This is a genomic window from Streptomyces sp. PA03-1a (assembly GCF_033792805.1).
Classification (GTDB): Bacteria; Actinomycetota; Actinomycetes; order Streptomycetales; family Streptomycetaceae; genus Actinacidiphila.
On sequence record NZ_JARAVO010000231.1, the window covers coordinates 1 to 15,334 of the forward strand.

Here is a 15,334-nt window from a genome sequence, read left to right on the forward strand (position 1 = left end):
AACAGATGCACGGACGAGCAGGCTTCACCCTACTTCGCCACCGCATCCTCCTCGGATAGCAGCACACTCCGTCACCACCGAATGTGAGACAGAGCCGTTGGCTGGACAGACCCGAGCAGACCGCAACCATGGCCTCGGTGCGGCCGTCCTTGCGCCAAACCAGCGCGGTCTGCGCGATCAGGTCCAGTGTCGGCGCCACCACCAGGGTCAGTGTCGATCGGAGCGTGCCCCCGAGCCGGATACGGGTCTGTCCATTGAACGGCACCTCTCTGTGTCAAGCGGGGGCGATCAGAGAGGTATCCCGGTCGCGGAGCATCGTGCGGTAGACGACATCGGCCAGGCGGCGCTTGAGGCAACGGAGGGCTTCTTTGTGGCCTTTGCCCTCGCTGCGTTTGCGCTGGTAGTAGGCCTGTCCTGCGGTGGGGTGGCGGATCTGGGTGATGGCCATCACGTGCAGGGCGGAGTTCAGCTGCCGGTCTCCTGCTCGCGAGAGCCGGTGTCGCTTCACGTCCCCGGAGGACACCTCCAGAGGTGCCACGCCGCAGTAGGAGGCGAATGCGGCCTCCGAGCGGAAGCGGCCGACGCCTGCGGTGCGGGTGTGTTGATGCCCTCGGTGGGGCCGTTGCTGTACGGAAGCGTGAGCGCGGCGATCAATGCTTGCCGGTCTCGGTCCATTCCTCGGGCGAAGGAGTGTAGATGGGGAAGATCGGTTGTGCGGACCTGGTCGATCCAGCGCGAGAGGCCGTCGGCGTTTCCTTCACGAGGCGTCAACAGCTGGGCGAAGTTGGCAATGTGGCTGGCCAGTTGGGTCATCTCTGAGCAGGCGGCGGTGAGCCGTGCCAGGAGGTCCTGATGTTCGGTCTTGAGGTTTTCGTGCCTGGTCAGGAGCATCCGGGCGAGCTGGCGTGGGGAGAAGTGGCTGCGGTCGGCGTCCGCGCGGCCTTGGTTGATGTACTTGTAAAGCAGGTTGAGGCAGCCGGTGTAGCCGAGGGCCTTGATCTCATCGAAGAGGCGCTTGACAGGGACAGCGGGATCCTCGGCCCGGCGTTTGCGCAGGTGCTCGCGGTAGGGGTCGACGAGGCCGGCGCGGTATTTGGGGACGCGGAGGATGCGCTCGGGTCGGTCGGCTCGTGCGTAGCGTTTGATGGTGTTCAGGGCCAGCTGCAGCCGGCGGGCGCATTCGAGCAGGCCCACGCCCTGATTGAGCAGGTCATGGACGTGGTGCCAGCGTTCCAGGGTGGTTCGGGCCCGTGGCCCTTCGTAAATGGGTGCAACCAGTACGGTGGCCCAGCAGTTGCTGTGGGCCTTCACCTCGCTGAGGGCGGCTTCGCACAGGTTGTGCCACAGATGCCACCGGTCGGCGACCTGCACCGCGTCGGGCAGGGCGCGGCGGATGGCCTCGGCATAGGTCGTGGAGCCGACTACTTCGACGCCCGGATGCTCGCGCAGCCACGCTTCCAGCGTGTCGGCCGTGCGGTCCGGCAGGACGTCGATCCGCTCATGGGTCTCGGCGTCGATCACCACGGTGGCATAGCGGTGCCGCCGGCGCAGGGCGAAGTCGTCGACGCCGATCACGCGGGGCGTCCGCCCGGCCGGCAACGGGATGCGCAGCAAGGTGCGCAGGGCCGTGTGACGGGACAGGCCCACCGCCAGTATCGCCAGCAAACGTGCTCCCGCTCGGCCCGCTAACTCTTTGACTACGGCTTTGACCTGTCTGGTCAGACGGGCGGTGCGTCGCTGGTATCGCTCCAGCACTCCGGGCACCTGTTCGCGGAAGGTGTGGCGGCAGCCCCGCGTGGGACACACCAGACGCCGAACACGCACACGGACCACCACCCGGCGCCCGTCGACCGGAACGTCGGCCACCGTCCGCCAGTGATAGCCGTGCACCCGTCCCGACGACGCCCCGCACACCTGGCAGACCGCGGTGTCCAGCGGCGTCCGGGCCCGCACCGCAATCCGCTCACCCTCGTCGGTCACATCCTCCATGACCAGCGGCGACAGGCCCGAAAACACCATCTGCACAAGTTCGTTGACATCCATCACATGAAAATCAACGACCCTCACAACTCTCCGTCACCACCGAATGTGAGACAGAGCCGTTAAGTTGACACACCCCCCACCCACCGATCAGGAAAACCGCTCCTGGACACCGCCCTGCAGGAGTTGGGTGTCGAGTGGGCGTAGTGCTACTGGGGACGAGGCGGGAGTTTTCCTCTCTCCATGCGATCCTGCCAGGTGTCAAGCACGAACTCTGTGACGGTCACGGTGCTGTTCAAAGCCAGCCTGGCGTGACGGGTTAGTGCCGGGCTCGGTGCGGTGCGCCCATGACTGGAGGCCGAGGCGGGGGTGCCGGCCCAGGTCACCGGTGCGGCAGATCGCCTCAACGTCGAACCGTTCGCGGTGAGCATCGATGAAACGGATCAACGCGGCGGCTTCGGGTCGAGTTCGGAGGCGAAAAAGCGGCCGCGGCCTTGAGGATCTCATTCGCCCGCCGCAGCTCGGTGACCTCTTTCTCCAGTTCCCTGATCCGCTCACGCTCCTGCTGGGCGGCAGCCGCCTGCGGATCGGCCTGGGCCTCGGCCTTCTTCACCCAGTGCCGCAGGGCCTCGGGATGAATCCCGAGAAGATCTCCGACCTCCCGGATGATCCCCGACCGCCCCGGGGATTGCCTCTGCTTCTCGGCGACCATCCGCACGGCCCGCTCGATCAGCTCCGCTGGGTACTTCCTCTGCGCCGGCATGAGCGCATCCTTCCAAGGTTCAGCGCTCTGCACCGAACCCGGAGCGATTCAGTCGGGCTGCGAATGACCAGCCAGGCTGCCAGGGGCGTGAGTTCCTGGTCGGTCACTGCTTGCGACTGGTCGTTTCAGACGAGGGCCGGTGCGGGAGCGGGCAAGTAGGGGGTGATGTTGCGCCACGCGCGCTCGATGTATTCCTCCTTCTCGCCGACCGGGGCGACATAGTGCAGTGCGCTTTCAGCGGCGTCGTTGCCCTTGAGGCGGGCGATGATCCAGGAGGCGAGGTAGTGCGAGGCGAGGCAGCCACCGGCGGTGGCGATGTTGTCCTTGGCGTAGAAGGGCTGGTTGAGCACCTCGACGCCGGCGGCGATGACCCAGGGCTTGGTGGTCAGGTCGGTGCAGGCGGGGATGTCGTTGAGCAGGCCGAGCTTGGCCAGCACGAGCGCGCCGGAGCACTGCGCGGCGATGAGTTGGCGCGAGGGGTCCAGGCCGCGCAGGATCTTCATGATCGCCTGGTCTTCGACGACCTCGCGGGTAGCGATGCCACTGCCGACGATGACCGCGTCAGCGGCGCACGCCTCCTCAAGGGTGGACATCTGTTCGATGACCACCCCGTTCCTCGACGTCACCTTGGGGCTGGGGGTGGCGATGGTGACGCGCCAGTCGGCGGTCTTGATGCGGTTGAGCACGCCGAGGGCGATCAGGGAGTCGAGCTCGTTGTAGCCCTCGAAGGTGAGGATGGCGATGTGCATGGCGGCCGTCCTTCCGGATGAGTGGGTCTTGACGGTAAGAGCCCGTGAACAGGACAGTCAAAGAATTGTCATGGATACAATTGGGTGTATGGCAGCTTCGCGGTACAAGATCCTGGTCGACGCGCTCGCATCCGACATCCGGACAGGCCGGCTCGCCGCAGGCGAGCGGCTGCCGACACACCGCGGGCTCGCCGCCCGCGAGGGCATCGCCGTGGTGACCGCGACTCGGGTGTACGCCGAGCTGGAAGCGATGGGCTTGGTGAGCCGGGAACAGGGCCGCGGCACGTTCGTGCGTGACATCGCGGTTCCCGCCGGTCACGGCATCGATCTGCAAGTCGTCGCCACGGATGCGGTCGATCTCAACTTCAACTATCCATCGCTGCCCGGCCAGGCCGATCTCCTACGGCAGACTCTGCGAGAGGTGGCCACCTCTGGTGAACTCGACTCGCTGCTGCGCTACCAACCACATCGAGGACGTCCCCAGGACAGAGCCTCGATCGCTCGGCACCTGAGACGTCGAGGAGTCACTCCTGACGCGGATCGGATCCTCATCGTCAACGGTGCGCAGCACGGCCTGGCCATCACCGTCTTGGCCGCGCTCAACGCCGGCGACGTCGTCGCGGTCGACGCACTCACCTACCCGGGTTTCAAGGTGCTCGCGCATGCCTTTCATCTCGACCTGGAGCCCATACCCACAACGACCAACGGGCCGGATCTCGATGCCTTCGAGAGGCTGTGCGTGATCCGCCCTGTGCGCGCTATTTACACCATGCCAACCTTGCACAACCCTCTGGGGTGGGTGATGTCGGCAACTGACCGCACCCGCCTGATCGAGATCGCTCGGCAGCACGGTCCGCTCATCATCGAAGACGCCGCTTACGCCTACCTGGTAGAGGACCCTCCACCGCCCCTGGCTGCAAGTGCACCGGACATCACCGTCTACGTCTCGGGACTGTCCAAAAGCGTCGCCACCGGCCTCCGGGTCGGCTTCGTCGTCGCCCCGCCGTCCAGGGTGCCGTCGCTCGAACGCGCGATTCGGGCGACCACATGGAACACCCCGGCCCTCACCACCGCGATTGCCTGCCGCTGGCTCGAGGACGGCACGGTGGACCACTTGGAAGCGCAGAAACGAGACGACGCCAAGGCCCGCCAGGCACTCGCCAGACAAGAACTGGCGGGCCTACCACTCATCAGCCACCCCTCGTCCTACTTCACATGGCTGACCCTGCCCGACGACGCGCGCGCCGATCGCCTGACCGCCACCCTTGCGCGTCAGCACATCTCGGTAAGCACAGCGGAGCCCTTCACCACCTCGAAGCACACACCACAGGCGCTCCGCCTCGCTCTCGGCTCGACCGATCTGGACAGTCTCCAATCGACGCTGCGCACAGTGCGACGAGTCACTATCGAGGACGCCTACGCCTGAACTCCACCCGACCAGCCGATTCCCGCCCGCACCGGCCCATGCGGACGAAAAGCCGTCGGCGCTGGAGCGTGGGGGCCGGACGGCCTGGGACCCGAGCCCGGTGTCGGAAGACGCCGGCTGGTCGGCTGCTGCCATCGGCACCTCCGTCCCGCTGACCCCGGCGATCGCATAGATGCGGCGCAGTACATCCTGCAACTGCTCGGTCGTCGCAGCCCTGACCTTCACCAGGACCGAGGCGCTTCCGGCGATGACATGCGCTTCCAGGATCTCGGGGATCGCCGCGAAGTCGTCGGCTGATTCTGAGCTTGCTCCGCTTTGACGGACACCATCGGTGTGGTGGTCACGCTGCGAGGACGGTCTCGAACTCGGCGGGACTGCGGTAGCCAAGGCTGCTGTGCAGCCTGCGTGTGTTGTACCACCCTTCGATCCACTCAAAGATTGCTTGGCGGGCAGCAGCTCGGCTGGGCCACGGCTGGTCGCCGATCGACAGGCCGCCTTGAGGGCGTCGGCGACCAGTTCGTCCGCAGGTGGTCCGCGGTGGCCCAGCCGACGACCCGGCGGGAGGCGATGTCGATGACGGTGGCCAGATAGAGCCAGCCCTCCTCGGTCGGGACGTACGTGATGTCGCCGCACCACCGCGTATCGAGCGTGGCCGGGTCGGGCTGGAAGTCGCGCAGGACCAGGTCGGGGCGGGCGGCCGCGCGCGGGTCCGGGATCGTGGTGCGGTGTCGCCGAGGCGATGCCCTCACGCCGGAGCACGGCATGGACGCGCGGCGCTCAATAGCTGCCGCGCGAGACCGCGTGGACCTCGGTGATCTTCTCGGTCAGTTCCGCGTCGCGAACCATGCGCGGGCCGGGGATGGCGGTGCGGCTGGAGTAGAAGGCGGCTCGGGAGACCTTCAGCAGCTCACATGCTCGTTTGACACTGTGCCCTGCCTGCTTCTCCGCCTCGATGAACGGGTGCACCGTTATCGGCTCTCCGTCGCGAAGAAAGCCGTGGCCCGCTTGAGGACCTCTACGTCCTCCCGAAGACGGCGGTTCTCCCGCCGCAGCCGGGCCAGCTCCTCGCGTTCGTCGCTGGTCAGGCCGTCCCGCTCGCCGGCGTCGACCTCGGCCTGCTTCACCCAGTCGCGCACCGCGGTCACGGTCAGATCGAAGTCCTTGGCGACCTGACCGACTGAGCGATCACCGCGTCGGCACAGCTCAACGATCTCGGCCTTGAACTCCGGCGTGAACGAGCGGCGAGGACGCGGCTTCTTTTTCCCCATGCTCTCCATGACAAACATCTTCCTTCCGAGGCGGAAGCCCCTGATCTCAGGTGTCCGTCAAAGCGAATCAAGCCCATATGCTCCTTCTCCTGATTACGCTGACACTCGTGGCAGCCATCATCGTCAGCGCGTCATCGGCAGCCGGCGCGCTGCTCGGCGCCGCCCGGGCCCTTGGTGCGACCGTGGTCTTGGCCCTGATGCACAAGGCGCCCAGCCTGTCAGAACTCGCCGCTAGCTCGGACACCACCAGTGAAGAACAGCTACGCCAGGCCAGGGTGACGGCAACCCTTGGGTACCTGCCCGGACTGTGGATCTGCACAGTCAGATCGGAGTGCTCATCCTGCTCTCCACAGCGCGGGCTACTCGGCATGATCAGGTCCGCCCCGGCTTCTGCTACTGCTGGCGATCACCGCTGACACTCGAAGTGCTTTCGCCGGGTCCGCTGGGAGTGACTCGGCAGCCCTCGCAGCCTGCGCGCCACGCCATCTCACCCACGCACGACGGGCCCGCACCCTGCAGCAGCCTTCGCAGCACTTCGCCCCGCCGACCGGTAGATCAACGGGGCGAAGCGCCAGGGCCCGAGTTGACCGACGGCATCGAAGTGTCCGGCGGGCCCCTCGCTGCCGTCGGCGGCTACTTCAGCAGGTAGGCCTTGATGACGGTCTGCTTGAAGGAATTGCCAGCGGCGTCCTTGACGTAGGTGCGCAGGCTGACGGCTCCGCCGGCGGCCTGGCGCGGGCTGTCCACGGTCACGGTGCGCTGCATGCCGGAGCCGTGGACCTCGGCCGCTTGCCAGGTCTTGCCCTCGTCGTACGAGACCTCGGTGGTGAAGGTGCGGATCGGTGACTCGGCGGCGCCGGGCGCTCGCTGGATCAGGAGCGGGATGTCGAGCTCGCGTCCGGCCCTGGCCCGGTTCCACTCGTCCAGCTCCGGCGACATGCGTACCGCGTACAGCGGCAGAGCCTGGCGTGTCGTCGTGGTCTGCGACCGGAACCGCCACTCCGCCCGCACGTCGGAGGAGATGGAGGAGACGGGGTTGCGGTCGCGCTGCACCTCGAGGTTCAGCTGGTAGTCGGCGGGGGTGGCATCGGCCGGTACCGGGGCATAACCCCACCATTCCGAGACCAGTTCACCGTTGCGCCTCAGCTGCGCCGTGGGCCGGCTGGCGGTCGTTGTTCCCGCCAGCAGGTCGAGATTCCCGTTGGCGGAGTCCTGGATGGAGTACTGGATTGTGTCTCCCTCACGGAAGGAGTTCATCCCCTCGGGAGCGAACCCCATGGCCTGTACGCCCTGGTTCCAGCGCTCCTCGACCGTCGCTCCGGCCTTGTAGCCGTGCCGGGTGCTGATGTACATCTGCCCGTTCGGGCTGTCCGGAGCGAGGAAGTCGAACTGGTCGAAGGCGGTCTGCCAGAGCAGGCCGTCGGCCGCCGAGAAGTAGTCGACCCGCTGGCTCGGAACCGGAACGCCCTTCATCATGTGCCAGCCGATACGCAGGTCGTCGACATCCGTGTAGACGAAGCGGAAGGCGGGGGCTCCCGGCGCGGTGGCGGCGAACGTGGTGTTCACCCTGGCCAGCTCCGACGTGCGGGGGTTGTAGCTGGGATTGGCCGGGATGGCGCCGTGCACCGGCCGGGTGAGGTAGTAGACCGACGAGGGGTTGCCGTCCGCGCCGGCCGGGTCGCCCCAGACGGTGTTGACGAGGTAGGTGAACTTCGAGTCCCTGTACTGCGCCGTCGGCGTCGCGTACACGCCCTCGATGTGGTCGGTGCCGATCGCGTTGCTCATGGTGACGGAGAGCAGCTCGTCGTGCAGGCTGATGGTGCCGATCTCGGCCGAGATGATGCGCGCGGCGCGGCTCGGTGCCGAGACGGTGACGGGCTTCGCCTTCCGGGCGTCGATGGCGACCTGCCGGTCGGCGGTCATCACGACCTTCGGCACGCCGACGATGATGCCCTCGGTGAAGGACGCGTCGAAGAAGAAGCCGCTCACCGAGTAGGTGTCCTTCGGCAGCCGCACCACGGTGCTGTTCTTGCCGAGTGCTTCCACCTCGTAGGCCTTGCCGTCGGCCGATTGGACGAGCAGGTAGGCGATGTCGGGGGCCGTGCCCGTGCGGCTCTTCAGGTCGATGCGCAGGTCATAGGAGGGCTGCTCGAGGTCCATGCCGAACGGGACGCGCACCGAGACCTGCCCGTCCGCGGTGGCCGCGCTCACCACGCCGCTGTACGCGGCGTAGAGCGTGGTGGCCTCCGGGGTCGCGGTGAGGGTGACGTCCGCCGTTCCGTGCGCGGGCACGGTGACCGTGTCGGCGCTGAGGCGGAAAAGGCCCTCGGGGGCAGGCACGTCCTTCTTCCCGCTGCTCGCGTTCTGCTTGAGCTGGAGGGTGACCGGCTCCGTGCCCGGGTTGCGGTAGGTGATCGTCTTGGTCACCGGCGGCCGCGCACCGTCGGTCCAGCGGATCAGCCCGAAGTCCAGTCCGGCGGCGTCGGCGGTGACCTCCTGGTCCACCGCCCGCGCGACGTCGACGCGCCCGGCGCCCTGGAAGTATGCGCCGTGCTCCTTGGCACCGGTCGCCGACTGCATCAGCTGGCGCTTGACCTGGTCGGCCGTCCAGGCGGGGTGCTCCTGGAAGAGGATGGCGGCGGCTCCGGCCACATGCGGCGTGGCCATGGACGTACCGCTCATCGCGATGTAGCCGTCGTCCTCGGTGGTGCCGCCCGCCCTGGCGGCGACGACGCCGACGCCGGGGGCGATGAGGTCCGGCTTGAGGCCGGAGTCGCCCGTCCGCGGACCGACCGAGCTGAAGACGGCGAGGTCGTCGTCGTCCTCGGCGGCGCCGACGGCCAGCGCCCCGCCGGCGGAGGCCGGCGAGGAGACCCTGCTGCCAGAGCCGTTGTTGCCGGCCGCGGCCACGACCAGGGTGCCGTAATCACGGGTGACGGTGTCGACCATGGCCTCGAGGGCGTCGGTCTCCGGGGTGTCCGTATCGCCCAGGCTGAGGCTGATCACCTTGGCGCCGTGCTGAGCGGCCCAGGCCAGACCCTCGACGATGGCGGAGTTGTCGCAGTTGCCGTCCGCGGTGCAGACCTTGCCGAACAGGATCTGCGCGCCCGGTGCCACGCCCTTGTATTTGCCGCCGGAGGCCGCACCGGAACCGGCGACCGTCGAGGTCACGTGAGTGCCGTGGCCGTTCAGGTCGTCGGTGTTCGGCTCGCTGGTGAAGTTCGCCGACTCCGCGACGAGACCCTTGAGGTCCGGGTGGTTCGGGTCGTAGCCGGTGTCGAGGACGGCCACCTTGACACCGGCGCCGGTGTAGCCCTTCTCCCAGGCGTGGGGGGCTCCGATGCGCGGCACCGTCCTGTCGAGCTGGACCTTGGAGTGACCGTCGAGCCAGATCCGGCGGACGCCCGCGCCGAAGGAAGTGGCACCCGCCTCGGCGGGAGCGATGCCCTGCCAAAACCCCCCAGCGTCCTCGCGCTGTTCGGCGAGAGTCGCGAAGGGGGTTCCGGAGATGGGGCGGACCTTGTCGGCCCCGGCGGCGGTGAGCCGGCGCTGTGCGGTGCCCGCGTCACCCGCGTACTGGACGATCAGCGGCAGGCTGGACCGCTCGGCGTACTTCCCCTGGACCAGGGCCGAGACGTTGAACAGCGCCTTGTCGAGACGGCCCGTCGCGAGCAGGGGGAGGGCGTCGACCGGTATAACCGTCCAGTCCGAGCCGTCCTGGCGCTTGAGGAACGTGAGCCGCTCGCGACCTTCGGCGGGCTCGACCGACACACTCTGCTTGCCCGAGCGGTCCGTCTCCAGCGTGACGCGGTCGCCCGTGATCAAGGTGACCTGGTGCCGGGCGACGAACGGCGTCCGGGTCGAGGTCGCCCCGCCCTGCGCGCCCGTGCCGCTCCGTGCGGTGTCCGCGGCGAGGTCCCGTGCCGCGGCGGGAGCGGCGGCCAGGCCGGCCAGCAGCGCCAAGAGGGCCGTGGTGGCCGCGGCACGCCGCGACCCGGGACGCCGGCCCCCGGGGCGCCACCTGTCGTTCATGTATCTCATGAGGTGACAGCGTGATGTCGAAAAAGGCGCAGGTCAGCACTTTCCGGTGTCCACAAAGCGACAAGTCGCTATTACGCCACGGACGAACCTCAATTAATGGTGACAAACGCCGGAGTCCGCAACCCGTCCAAGGGGCGTCCGATCATCGGACAGCCGCCGTCGTAGTGCCGCGCGACGCCGCCCAGCAGCGCACCGACGACCGCACGTCACCAGGTGTTCGACAACCACCTATTTCCCCCGTTGGTGTCCTGCGCGCCGGCGGCAGTGACGATGAGAACCATCCGATCGAGGCGGCGATGCAGGCCTTCTCCAAGTGCTCGGCCAGCGTGAAGGACGTATATTGCGAGCCCGCGTCCGATTGGTGGACCAACTCCCCAAGCAGGGGCGGGTATTGGTCGCGGTCGCGTTGCCACAGTCCCATGTCCAGGGCGTCCAGGACGAGCCGGGTCTGCTGGGTGGTCGAGGCGGACCAGCCGACGATCCGGCGGGAGAAGGTGTCCACGACGAAGGCGACGTAGACGACGCCCGAGAACGTGGCTACGTGCGTGAAGTCGGCGGCCCAGCACCGGTTGGGGGCCGCGGCGACGAAGTCGCGGTCGACCAGGTCCGGTGCCCGTGGCGCGGTCGGGTCAGGGATCGTGCTGATCACCTTCTTGCCGCGGACGGCGCCGGTGATCCTCGGCTCGCGCATGAGACGTTCGACGCGCGATGGCACGCTAGGAGCAGCCGGCAACCTGCAGCGGACCGGTCAGAGGCTCTCAACGACTGCGGGCGCCCGGTCGGCGTGGGCGTGTAGTGCGGCTTGCCACGGCGGAACGCCGTACGCCGCGTGCCGTTTCGCGGCTGGCGGGGTCCGCTGCCGAGACCGGGCCGTCGGTCACCAGCGCAAGAAAGGAAGGATAGACACGGCACCGAGAGGGCCGAGCCAGCGGGCGCCAGTCCGCCGTACTCTGTGAGCTCCATCCCGCTCTCCGAGTTCGCCACGCACCACCGGCGAACCGTAAAGGTTGCGGGACCCCAAGTGTCCGCGGGTGGCGATCAGGGGCCGTTTGGCGCGGCGGGTGATCCGCCGCGAGCCGTTGCTTTGACTCCGTGTGCGTGGTGACCAACGGTTCTTCCGGTACGTCGCAGCCCCTGGGGGCGGCACTGGACGGTGCGGCGATGTCGCGGCTGCACATGAGGTTCTGGCTGCAGGCGGGGCTGGGGATCTTGCTCGACGGGTCGACTTCTTCATCATCGCGGTGGCGAACCCTTGATCGCGAAATTTCGGGGGCAGTGCGGCACAGCGTGGGCTGCTGTCGGCGGCGGCGATCGTGGGGGCGGTGTTCGGGGCAGCGCTGCTGGGGCCGTTGGGCGACCGGATCGGGCGGAGCCGGGTCTTCAAGGTCGAGCTGTGGTTGTTCGTGGTGTCCTCGGTGGCGTGCGCGTTCGCGTGGGACATCTCGTCGCTGATCGTGTTCCGGCTGCTGCTGGGGTCGCGGTGGGGCTGGACTACCCGATCTCGGCGAGTTATGTGCAGCGGCCGGGGGCGAAGCAAGCCCAGACGGTCCAGGATCAAGCCGAGGCACAGACACCCAAGGCGACGGGCATGGCCGGGCAGGAGGCGCCGGAGACCGAGGACTCGATGGTCGGGCCGCAGTCGCAGGTACCGGGCGCGGCGCACAAGTAGAAGCCGGTGCCCGCGACGCTGACACGGAGTGAATCCAAGACCGCGAGGGACCAGCAAGAAGCCGAACCGAATGAGCCGCCGGTTCCCGAGGGCGGCCCCGGCGACGCAAAGATCAAGGCGAATGGGCAGCGAAGACTTTCGCCAGGTGAGGCCGAAGACCGGGCTCGACTGCTGATCGCACTGCCGACGGCGGGCACGCTGACCCCTCTTCGACCACCGCTTGTCGGTCTCCAGCTCGACGGCCCGGCCTCACTTCCGTCGAGCGTCAGCTGAAGTGGATGTCGCTGAGGTCAATCGAAACCATGACCTCCTCGCGGATGCGGTGACCGGCGGCGTCGCGGCGGTAGGCCCGGCGTTTGGTGGGAAGGATGATGCCCTCCGCTTCCACGTAGTCGTACACGTACTGCGCGGCGGCGAATCCGCCGGCCACATCGACGTGGTAGTCGTGTCGGCGGAGCAGATGATCGGGGCCGAAGTAGAAGTCCTGGTGCGTGCTGTGGCTGGCGATCCCGGGCGGGAAGGCGGCGCGCAGTCCACGCCACAGTTCGTTTCCCTCACGCCAAGGGTCGATCCCGGTGACGGTGAAGCCGGGCATGGCCAGCAGGAACGGTGTGGTGAGGTAGGTCCACAGTGCGTAGCCGTTGAAGTAGGCGCGGTCCAGCGGGTCCCAGGGGGTGTCGAGGGTGTGGCCGCTGAAGGACGACCGGGGGTCCTCGCGAGCGGCCACCACCCGCCCGTCAAGCTTGTCGATGCTCACGCGTCCGGGTGTGAAGTCGGTCTTCTGGTCGGGGGCGCCGAAGGGTCGGACCGAGGCACGCTCCTCATGGAGCAGCACGGTCATCTCTCGCGGCTCGGGATCCTGCGGCAGGCCCTTGGCGGCGAACAGGAGTCCTCCGCTGACAAGGGTGGCTCGCGCCCGGGTCAGATCACGCCAGCGTGTCTTTCCGCCGTGGGCTTCGATTGCCGCGGTGAGCAGTTCGTTCACGTAAATCTCCTGTAATTAATTGCAGGGGCCGGGTCGGTGACCATCGTCGGTATCGCCGCCACCCTCTTCGTCTCCCAGCCGACCTACCGGCGGTAGCTTGGCCGTTGAAGGCCTTCCGCGCCGTCAGTCAAGCCTGCAGGCGCGGCGGAGCCTCGTCGATTCCGGCCGACGTATCGTCTGGAGGTCCCTCTGAAGCCTTGTGCCTGACCGCCGGAACAGCCCCCACCGCCGGACGGGGAAAAGCGGCGGTCTGAACGCATCCGGCAGAGCGTGCGCTACCGCCTCGACCTACGTGGATGCGGCGACTGCCATTCGGGCCGTGCTGCCGCCGCGGCTGAGGTGCACGCCGAACACCGACGTGGTCAGGCCCAGAACGGCGGCTACGCACCAGACGATCCGGAAGTCGTGAAGTGAGGCGGCACCGACGTGGGAGCCGACCACCGCGACCAGGACCGCGACGCCGACCGAGGTCGAGATCTGTCGTACGGAGTTGACCAGTGCCGACCCGGTCGCCGCACGGTGCCCCGGTACGGCGTGCACACCGGCGGCCACCAAGGTGCCCAGGGCCAGACCGACACCCGTACCGGTCAGCAACTGGCTGGGCAGCATGTCGCGCCAATAGTTGGGCGTGACGGACGCGAAGCGTGCGAACCACACCATGCCGCCGGCGAATAGCAGCCCTCCCGTCGCAACCAGTGGACCGTGCCCGAAGCGCTGTGCGGCGCGAGCGGTCAGGAGGGTGACGACCGGCACGAGGGCGGGGCCTGGGGCCAGGGCGAGACCGGTGTGCAGCGCGCTCCAGTGCCAGACTTCCTGGCACCACAGCACGTTCGACAGCAGCATGATCGCGAAGGCGACGCCGAACACGAGGCTGCCCGCGTTCGCCGCGCCGAAGCGCGGCAGTCGCAGCAGGTCGAGCTCGAACAACGGCCGGGGGTGCCCCAGGGACCTGAGGACGAACACGGTGCCGCTGATCACGGCAACGGCCAGGAGCAGCAGTGTCCTGCCGCTCGTCCAGCCCCAGTCGGGAGCCTGCACCAGGGCCCCGGACAGCGTCGCGACCGAGATGATGACCAGCAGGGCGCCGAGGAGGTCGGGCAGCGGGCCGGCCTCGCGGACGTCCGGCTTCGGCAGGACCGATCGGCCGGCGACGAGCGCGGCGATCCCGATGGGCAGGTTCACAGCGAACACCCACCTCCAGTCCACCTCGGTCAACAGGCCGCCGATGACAGGCCCGGCGGCGGCGGCCAGTCCGCCGACCGCGGCCCAGCCCCGGGTTGCCTGGGTACGGCGCTCGGCCGGCACCGTCTCCAGCAGCAGGGCCAGGGAGGTGGGAATCTGGGCGGCCGCCCCGACGGCCTGCACAACCCGGGCCACGATGAGGGTCCCGAGGTTCGGAGCCAGGGCGCAGCCCACCGACGCGAGGGTGAAGACGGCGATCCCGGTAAGGAAGACCGGCCGCTGACCGATGCGGTCACTGGCGCGCCCGACCACCACCAGCAGGGCGGCGAAAGCGATCGCGTAGGCGCTCAGGACCCAGGACAGCGCACCGAGGCTCGTGCTCCTGCCGCCCCCGGAGAACGTCTCTCCCATCGCCGGAAGCGCGACGTTGACGATCAGCAGATCAAGGTTGGTCATGAACACGGCCACCAGGACTACGGCAGCCGCCGTACGAGGGTGCTTTGAAAATCGAAGCATCACAGCCATGCCGCAAGGCAAGCACAGGGTGGTTTGGAAATCAAACCAACGGGGGCGACAATAGGGACGTGACCACGCGCATCGATCCCCAGGACATGGCCGGCCGCCCCTGCTCTCTCGCTGCCGCCCTGCAAACCATCGGCGACCGATGGGCCCTCCCGGCGATCCGCGAGGTCATGCTCGGCAACCACCGGTTCCGGCAGATCGCCAGGAACACCGGCGCCCCCACGGACCGCCTGGCAGCACGCCTGAAGGCGCTGGTGGAAAGCGGGATCCTCGAACGGCGCCCCCTGCCTGACGACGCACACCACAGCGGCTACTACCTGACAGAGGCGGGGCGCGACCTGGGGGCCATCACCCGCGAGCTGATCGGCTGGGGCGACCGCTGGGCCGTCACCACGCCGCCCAGCCGGATCCTTCACCGAGACCATGAACTCGTCACCCATACGGTCTGCGAAACCTGCGGTGAACAGGTCCACGGCGAAGACATCCACCGGGAGGAGCTCACACCCGGCTGGGACCAGTCCGGCCCAGTGCAGTCCCCGGAAGGAACCACGTCCTCTCAAGCCGGCACGCCGTAAGGCTGAGCACGCTTCGCCCGCCGGATTGAGGGGGCGGCCGGAGGCCTCCTGTCGAGACATCGCGAGAAAGTGCGCTCTTCACCGCCGCCGGAATCACGGTCGAGCGCGTCCTGACCGACAACGGGTCCTGCTACAGATCCCACGCCTGGCGCGACACCCTGACGGCGGCCGGGA

General features: G+C 68.1%; 14 protein-coding genes and 4 pseudogenes. 5 read left to right on the forward strand and 13 right to left on the reverse strand.

Going from position 1 to position 15,334, the window contains the following annotated elements; translation table 11 throughout:
* Positions 1 to 274 precede the first annotated feature (274 nt).
* The 5 genes and pseudogenes from PV341_RS36275 to PV341_RS36295 all read right to left on the reverse strand — a co-directional run bounded on the left by PV341_RS36275 (position 275) and on the right by PV341_RS36295 (position 3,492).
* Entirely contained in the window at positions 275 to 448 is a 174-nt protein-coding gene (locus tag PV341_RS36275) for a hypothetical protein (protein WP_500360048.1), read from the reverse strand.
* A 9-nt stretch (positions 449 to 457) separates the two neighbouring features.
* Positions 458 to 538, reverse strand: a pseudogene (locus PV341_RS36280) (transposase); the annotation flags it as partial.
* A complete protein-coding gene (locus PV341_RS36285) occupies positions 505 to 2,043 on the reverse strand; it encodes an ISL3 family transposase (protein WP_500360034.1) in 1,539 nt (512 codons plus the stop codon). The gene PV341_RS36285 and the pseudogene PV341_RS36280, both read right to left, overlap by 34 nt.
* Positions 2,044 to 2,383: 340 nt before the next feature.
* Entirely contained in the window at positions 2,384 to 2,743 is a 360-nt protein-coding gene (locus PV341_RS36290; protein ID WP_500360036.1) for a transposase, read from the reverse strand.
* A gap of 125 nt (positions 2,744 to 2,868) precedes the next feature.
* Positions 2,869 to 3,492, reverse strand: coding sequence for a DJ-1/PfpI family protein (locus PV341_RS36295; protein WP_500327823.1), 624 nt, complete (start codon positions 3,490 to 3,492; stop codon positions 2,869 to 2,871).
* A gap of 88 nt (positions 3,493 to 3,580) precedes the next feature.
* Between PV341_RS36295 and PV341_RS36300 the strand changes: the two genes are divergently transcribed.
* Entirely contained in the window at positions 3,581 to 4,918 is a 1,338-nt protein-coding gene (locus PV341_RS36300; protein ID WP_500360037.1) for an aminotransferase-like domain-containing protein, read from the forward strand.
* A 141-nt stretch (positions 4,919 to 5,059) separates the two neighbouring features.
* Here PV341_RS36300 and PV341_RS36305 read toward each other — a convergent pair.
* From PV341_RS36305 to PV341_RS36320, 4 genes and pseudogenes are all read right to left on the reverse strand, one after another.
* Positions 5,060 to 5,218, reverse strand: a pseudogene (locus tag PV341_RS36305) (Lrp/AsnC ligand binding domain-containing protein); the annotation flags it as partial.
* A 40-nt stretch (positions 5,219 to 5,258) separates the two neighbouring features.
* Positions 5,259 to 5,556, reverse strand: a pseudogene (locus PV341_RS36310) (DDE-type integrase/transposase/recombinase); the annotation flags it as partial.
* A 139-nt stretch (positions 5,557 to 5,695) separates the two neighbouring features.
* Complete coding sequence (locus PV341_RS36315) at positions 5,696 to 5,884, reverse strand: hypothetical protein (RefSeq protein WP_500360038.1); 189 nt, start codon at positions 5,882 to 5,884, stop codon at positions 5,696 to 5,698.
* Positions 5,885 to 5,886: 2 nt separating this feature from the next.
* A complete protein-coding gene (locus PV341_RS36320; RefSeq protein ID WP_500360040.1) occupies positions 5,887 to 6,195 on the reverse strand; it encodes a transposase in 309 nt (102 codons plus the stop codon).
* Positions 6,196 to 6,293: 98 nt separating this feature from the next.
* Here PV341_RS36320 and PV341_RS36325 point away from each other — a divergent pair, with 98 nt between their 5' ends.
* Positions 6,294 to 6,602 carry a hypothetical protein gene (locus PV341_RS36325; RefSeq protein WP_500360041.1) on the forward strand — a complete coding sequence of 103 codons (309 nt, stop codon included), beginning with the start codon at positions 6,294 to 6,296 and terminating at the stop codon, positions 6,600 to 6,602.
* Positions 6,603 to 6,819: 217 nt separating this feature from the next.
* Here PV341_RS36325 and PV341_RS36330 read toward each other — a convergent pair whose 3' ends face one another.
* Both PV341_RS36330 and PV341_RS36335 read right to left on the reverse strand, forming a co-directional pair.
* Entirely contained in the window at positions 6,820 to 10,218 is a 3,399-nt protein-coding gene (locus PV341_RS36330; protein ID WP_500360042.1) for a S8 family peptidase, read from the reverse strand.
* 151 nt (positions 10,219 to 10,369) lie between these two features.
* Positions 10,370 to 10,918: a DDE-type integrase/transposase/recombinase gene (locus tag PV341_RS36335; RefSeq protein ID WP_500360043.1), complete on the reverse strand. Its 549-nt coding sequence runs from the start codon at positions 10,916 to 10,918 to the stop codon at positions 10,370 to 10,372.
* Between the two features lie 631 nt (positions 10,919 to 11,549).
* On the opposite strand from PV341_RS36335, the gene PV341_RS36340 reads away from it, so the two are divergent.
* Positions 11,550 to 11,918: an MFS transporter gene (locus PV341_RS36340; RefSeq protein ID WP_500327829.1), complete on the forward strand. Its 369-nt coding sequence runs from the start codon at positions 11,550 to 11,552 to the stop codon at positions 11,916 to 11,918.
* A 243-nt stretch (positions 11,919 to 12,161) separates the two neighbouring features.
* On the opposite strand, the gene PV341_RS36345 is transcribed toward PV341_RS36340, so the two are convergent.
* Together PV341_RS36345 and PV341_RS36350 are read right to left on the reverse strand one after the other, a co-directional pair.
* Positions 12,162 to 12,881, reverse strand: coding sequence for a hypothetical protein (locus tag PV341_RS36345; RefSeq protein ID WP_500360044.1), 720 nt, complete (start codon positions 12,879 to 12,881; stop codon positions 12,162 to 12,164).
* Between the two features lie 288 nt (positions 12,882 to 13,169).
* Entirely contained in the window at positions 13,170 to 14,588 is a 1,419-nt protein-coding gene (locus tag PV341_RS36350) for an MFS transporter (RefSeq protein ID WP_500360046.1), read from the reverse strand.
* Positions 14,589 to 14,647: 59 nt separating this feature from the next.
* Between PV341_RS36350 and PV341_RS36355 the strand changes: the two genes are divergently transcribed.
* Positions 14,648 to 15,160 (forward strand): winged helix-turn-helix transcriptional regulator, encoded by a 513-nt coding sequence (locus tag PV341_RS36355; protein ID WP_500360047.1) that lies wholly within the window; start codon positions 14,648 to 14,650, stop codon positions 15,158 to 15,160.
* A gap of 62 nt (positions 15,161 to 15,222) precedes the next feature.
* A pseudogene (locus PV341_RS36360) lies at positions 15,223 to 15,334 on the forward strand (IS481 family transposase); the annotation flags it as partial.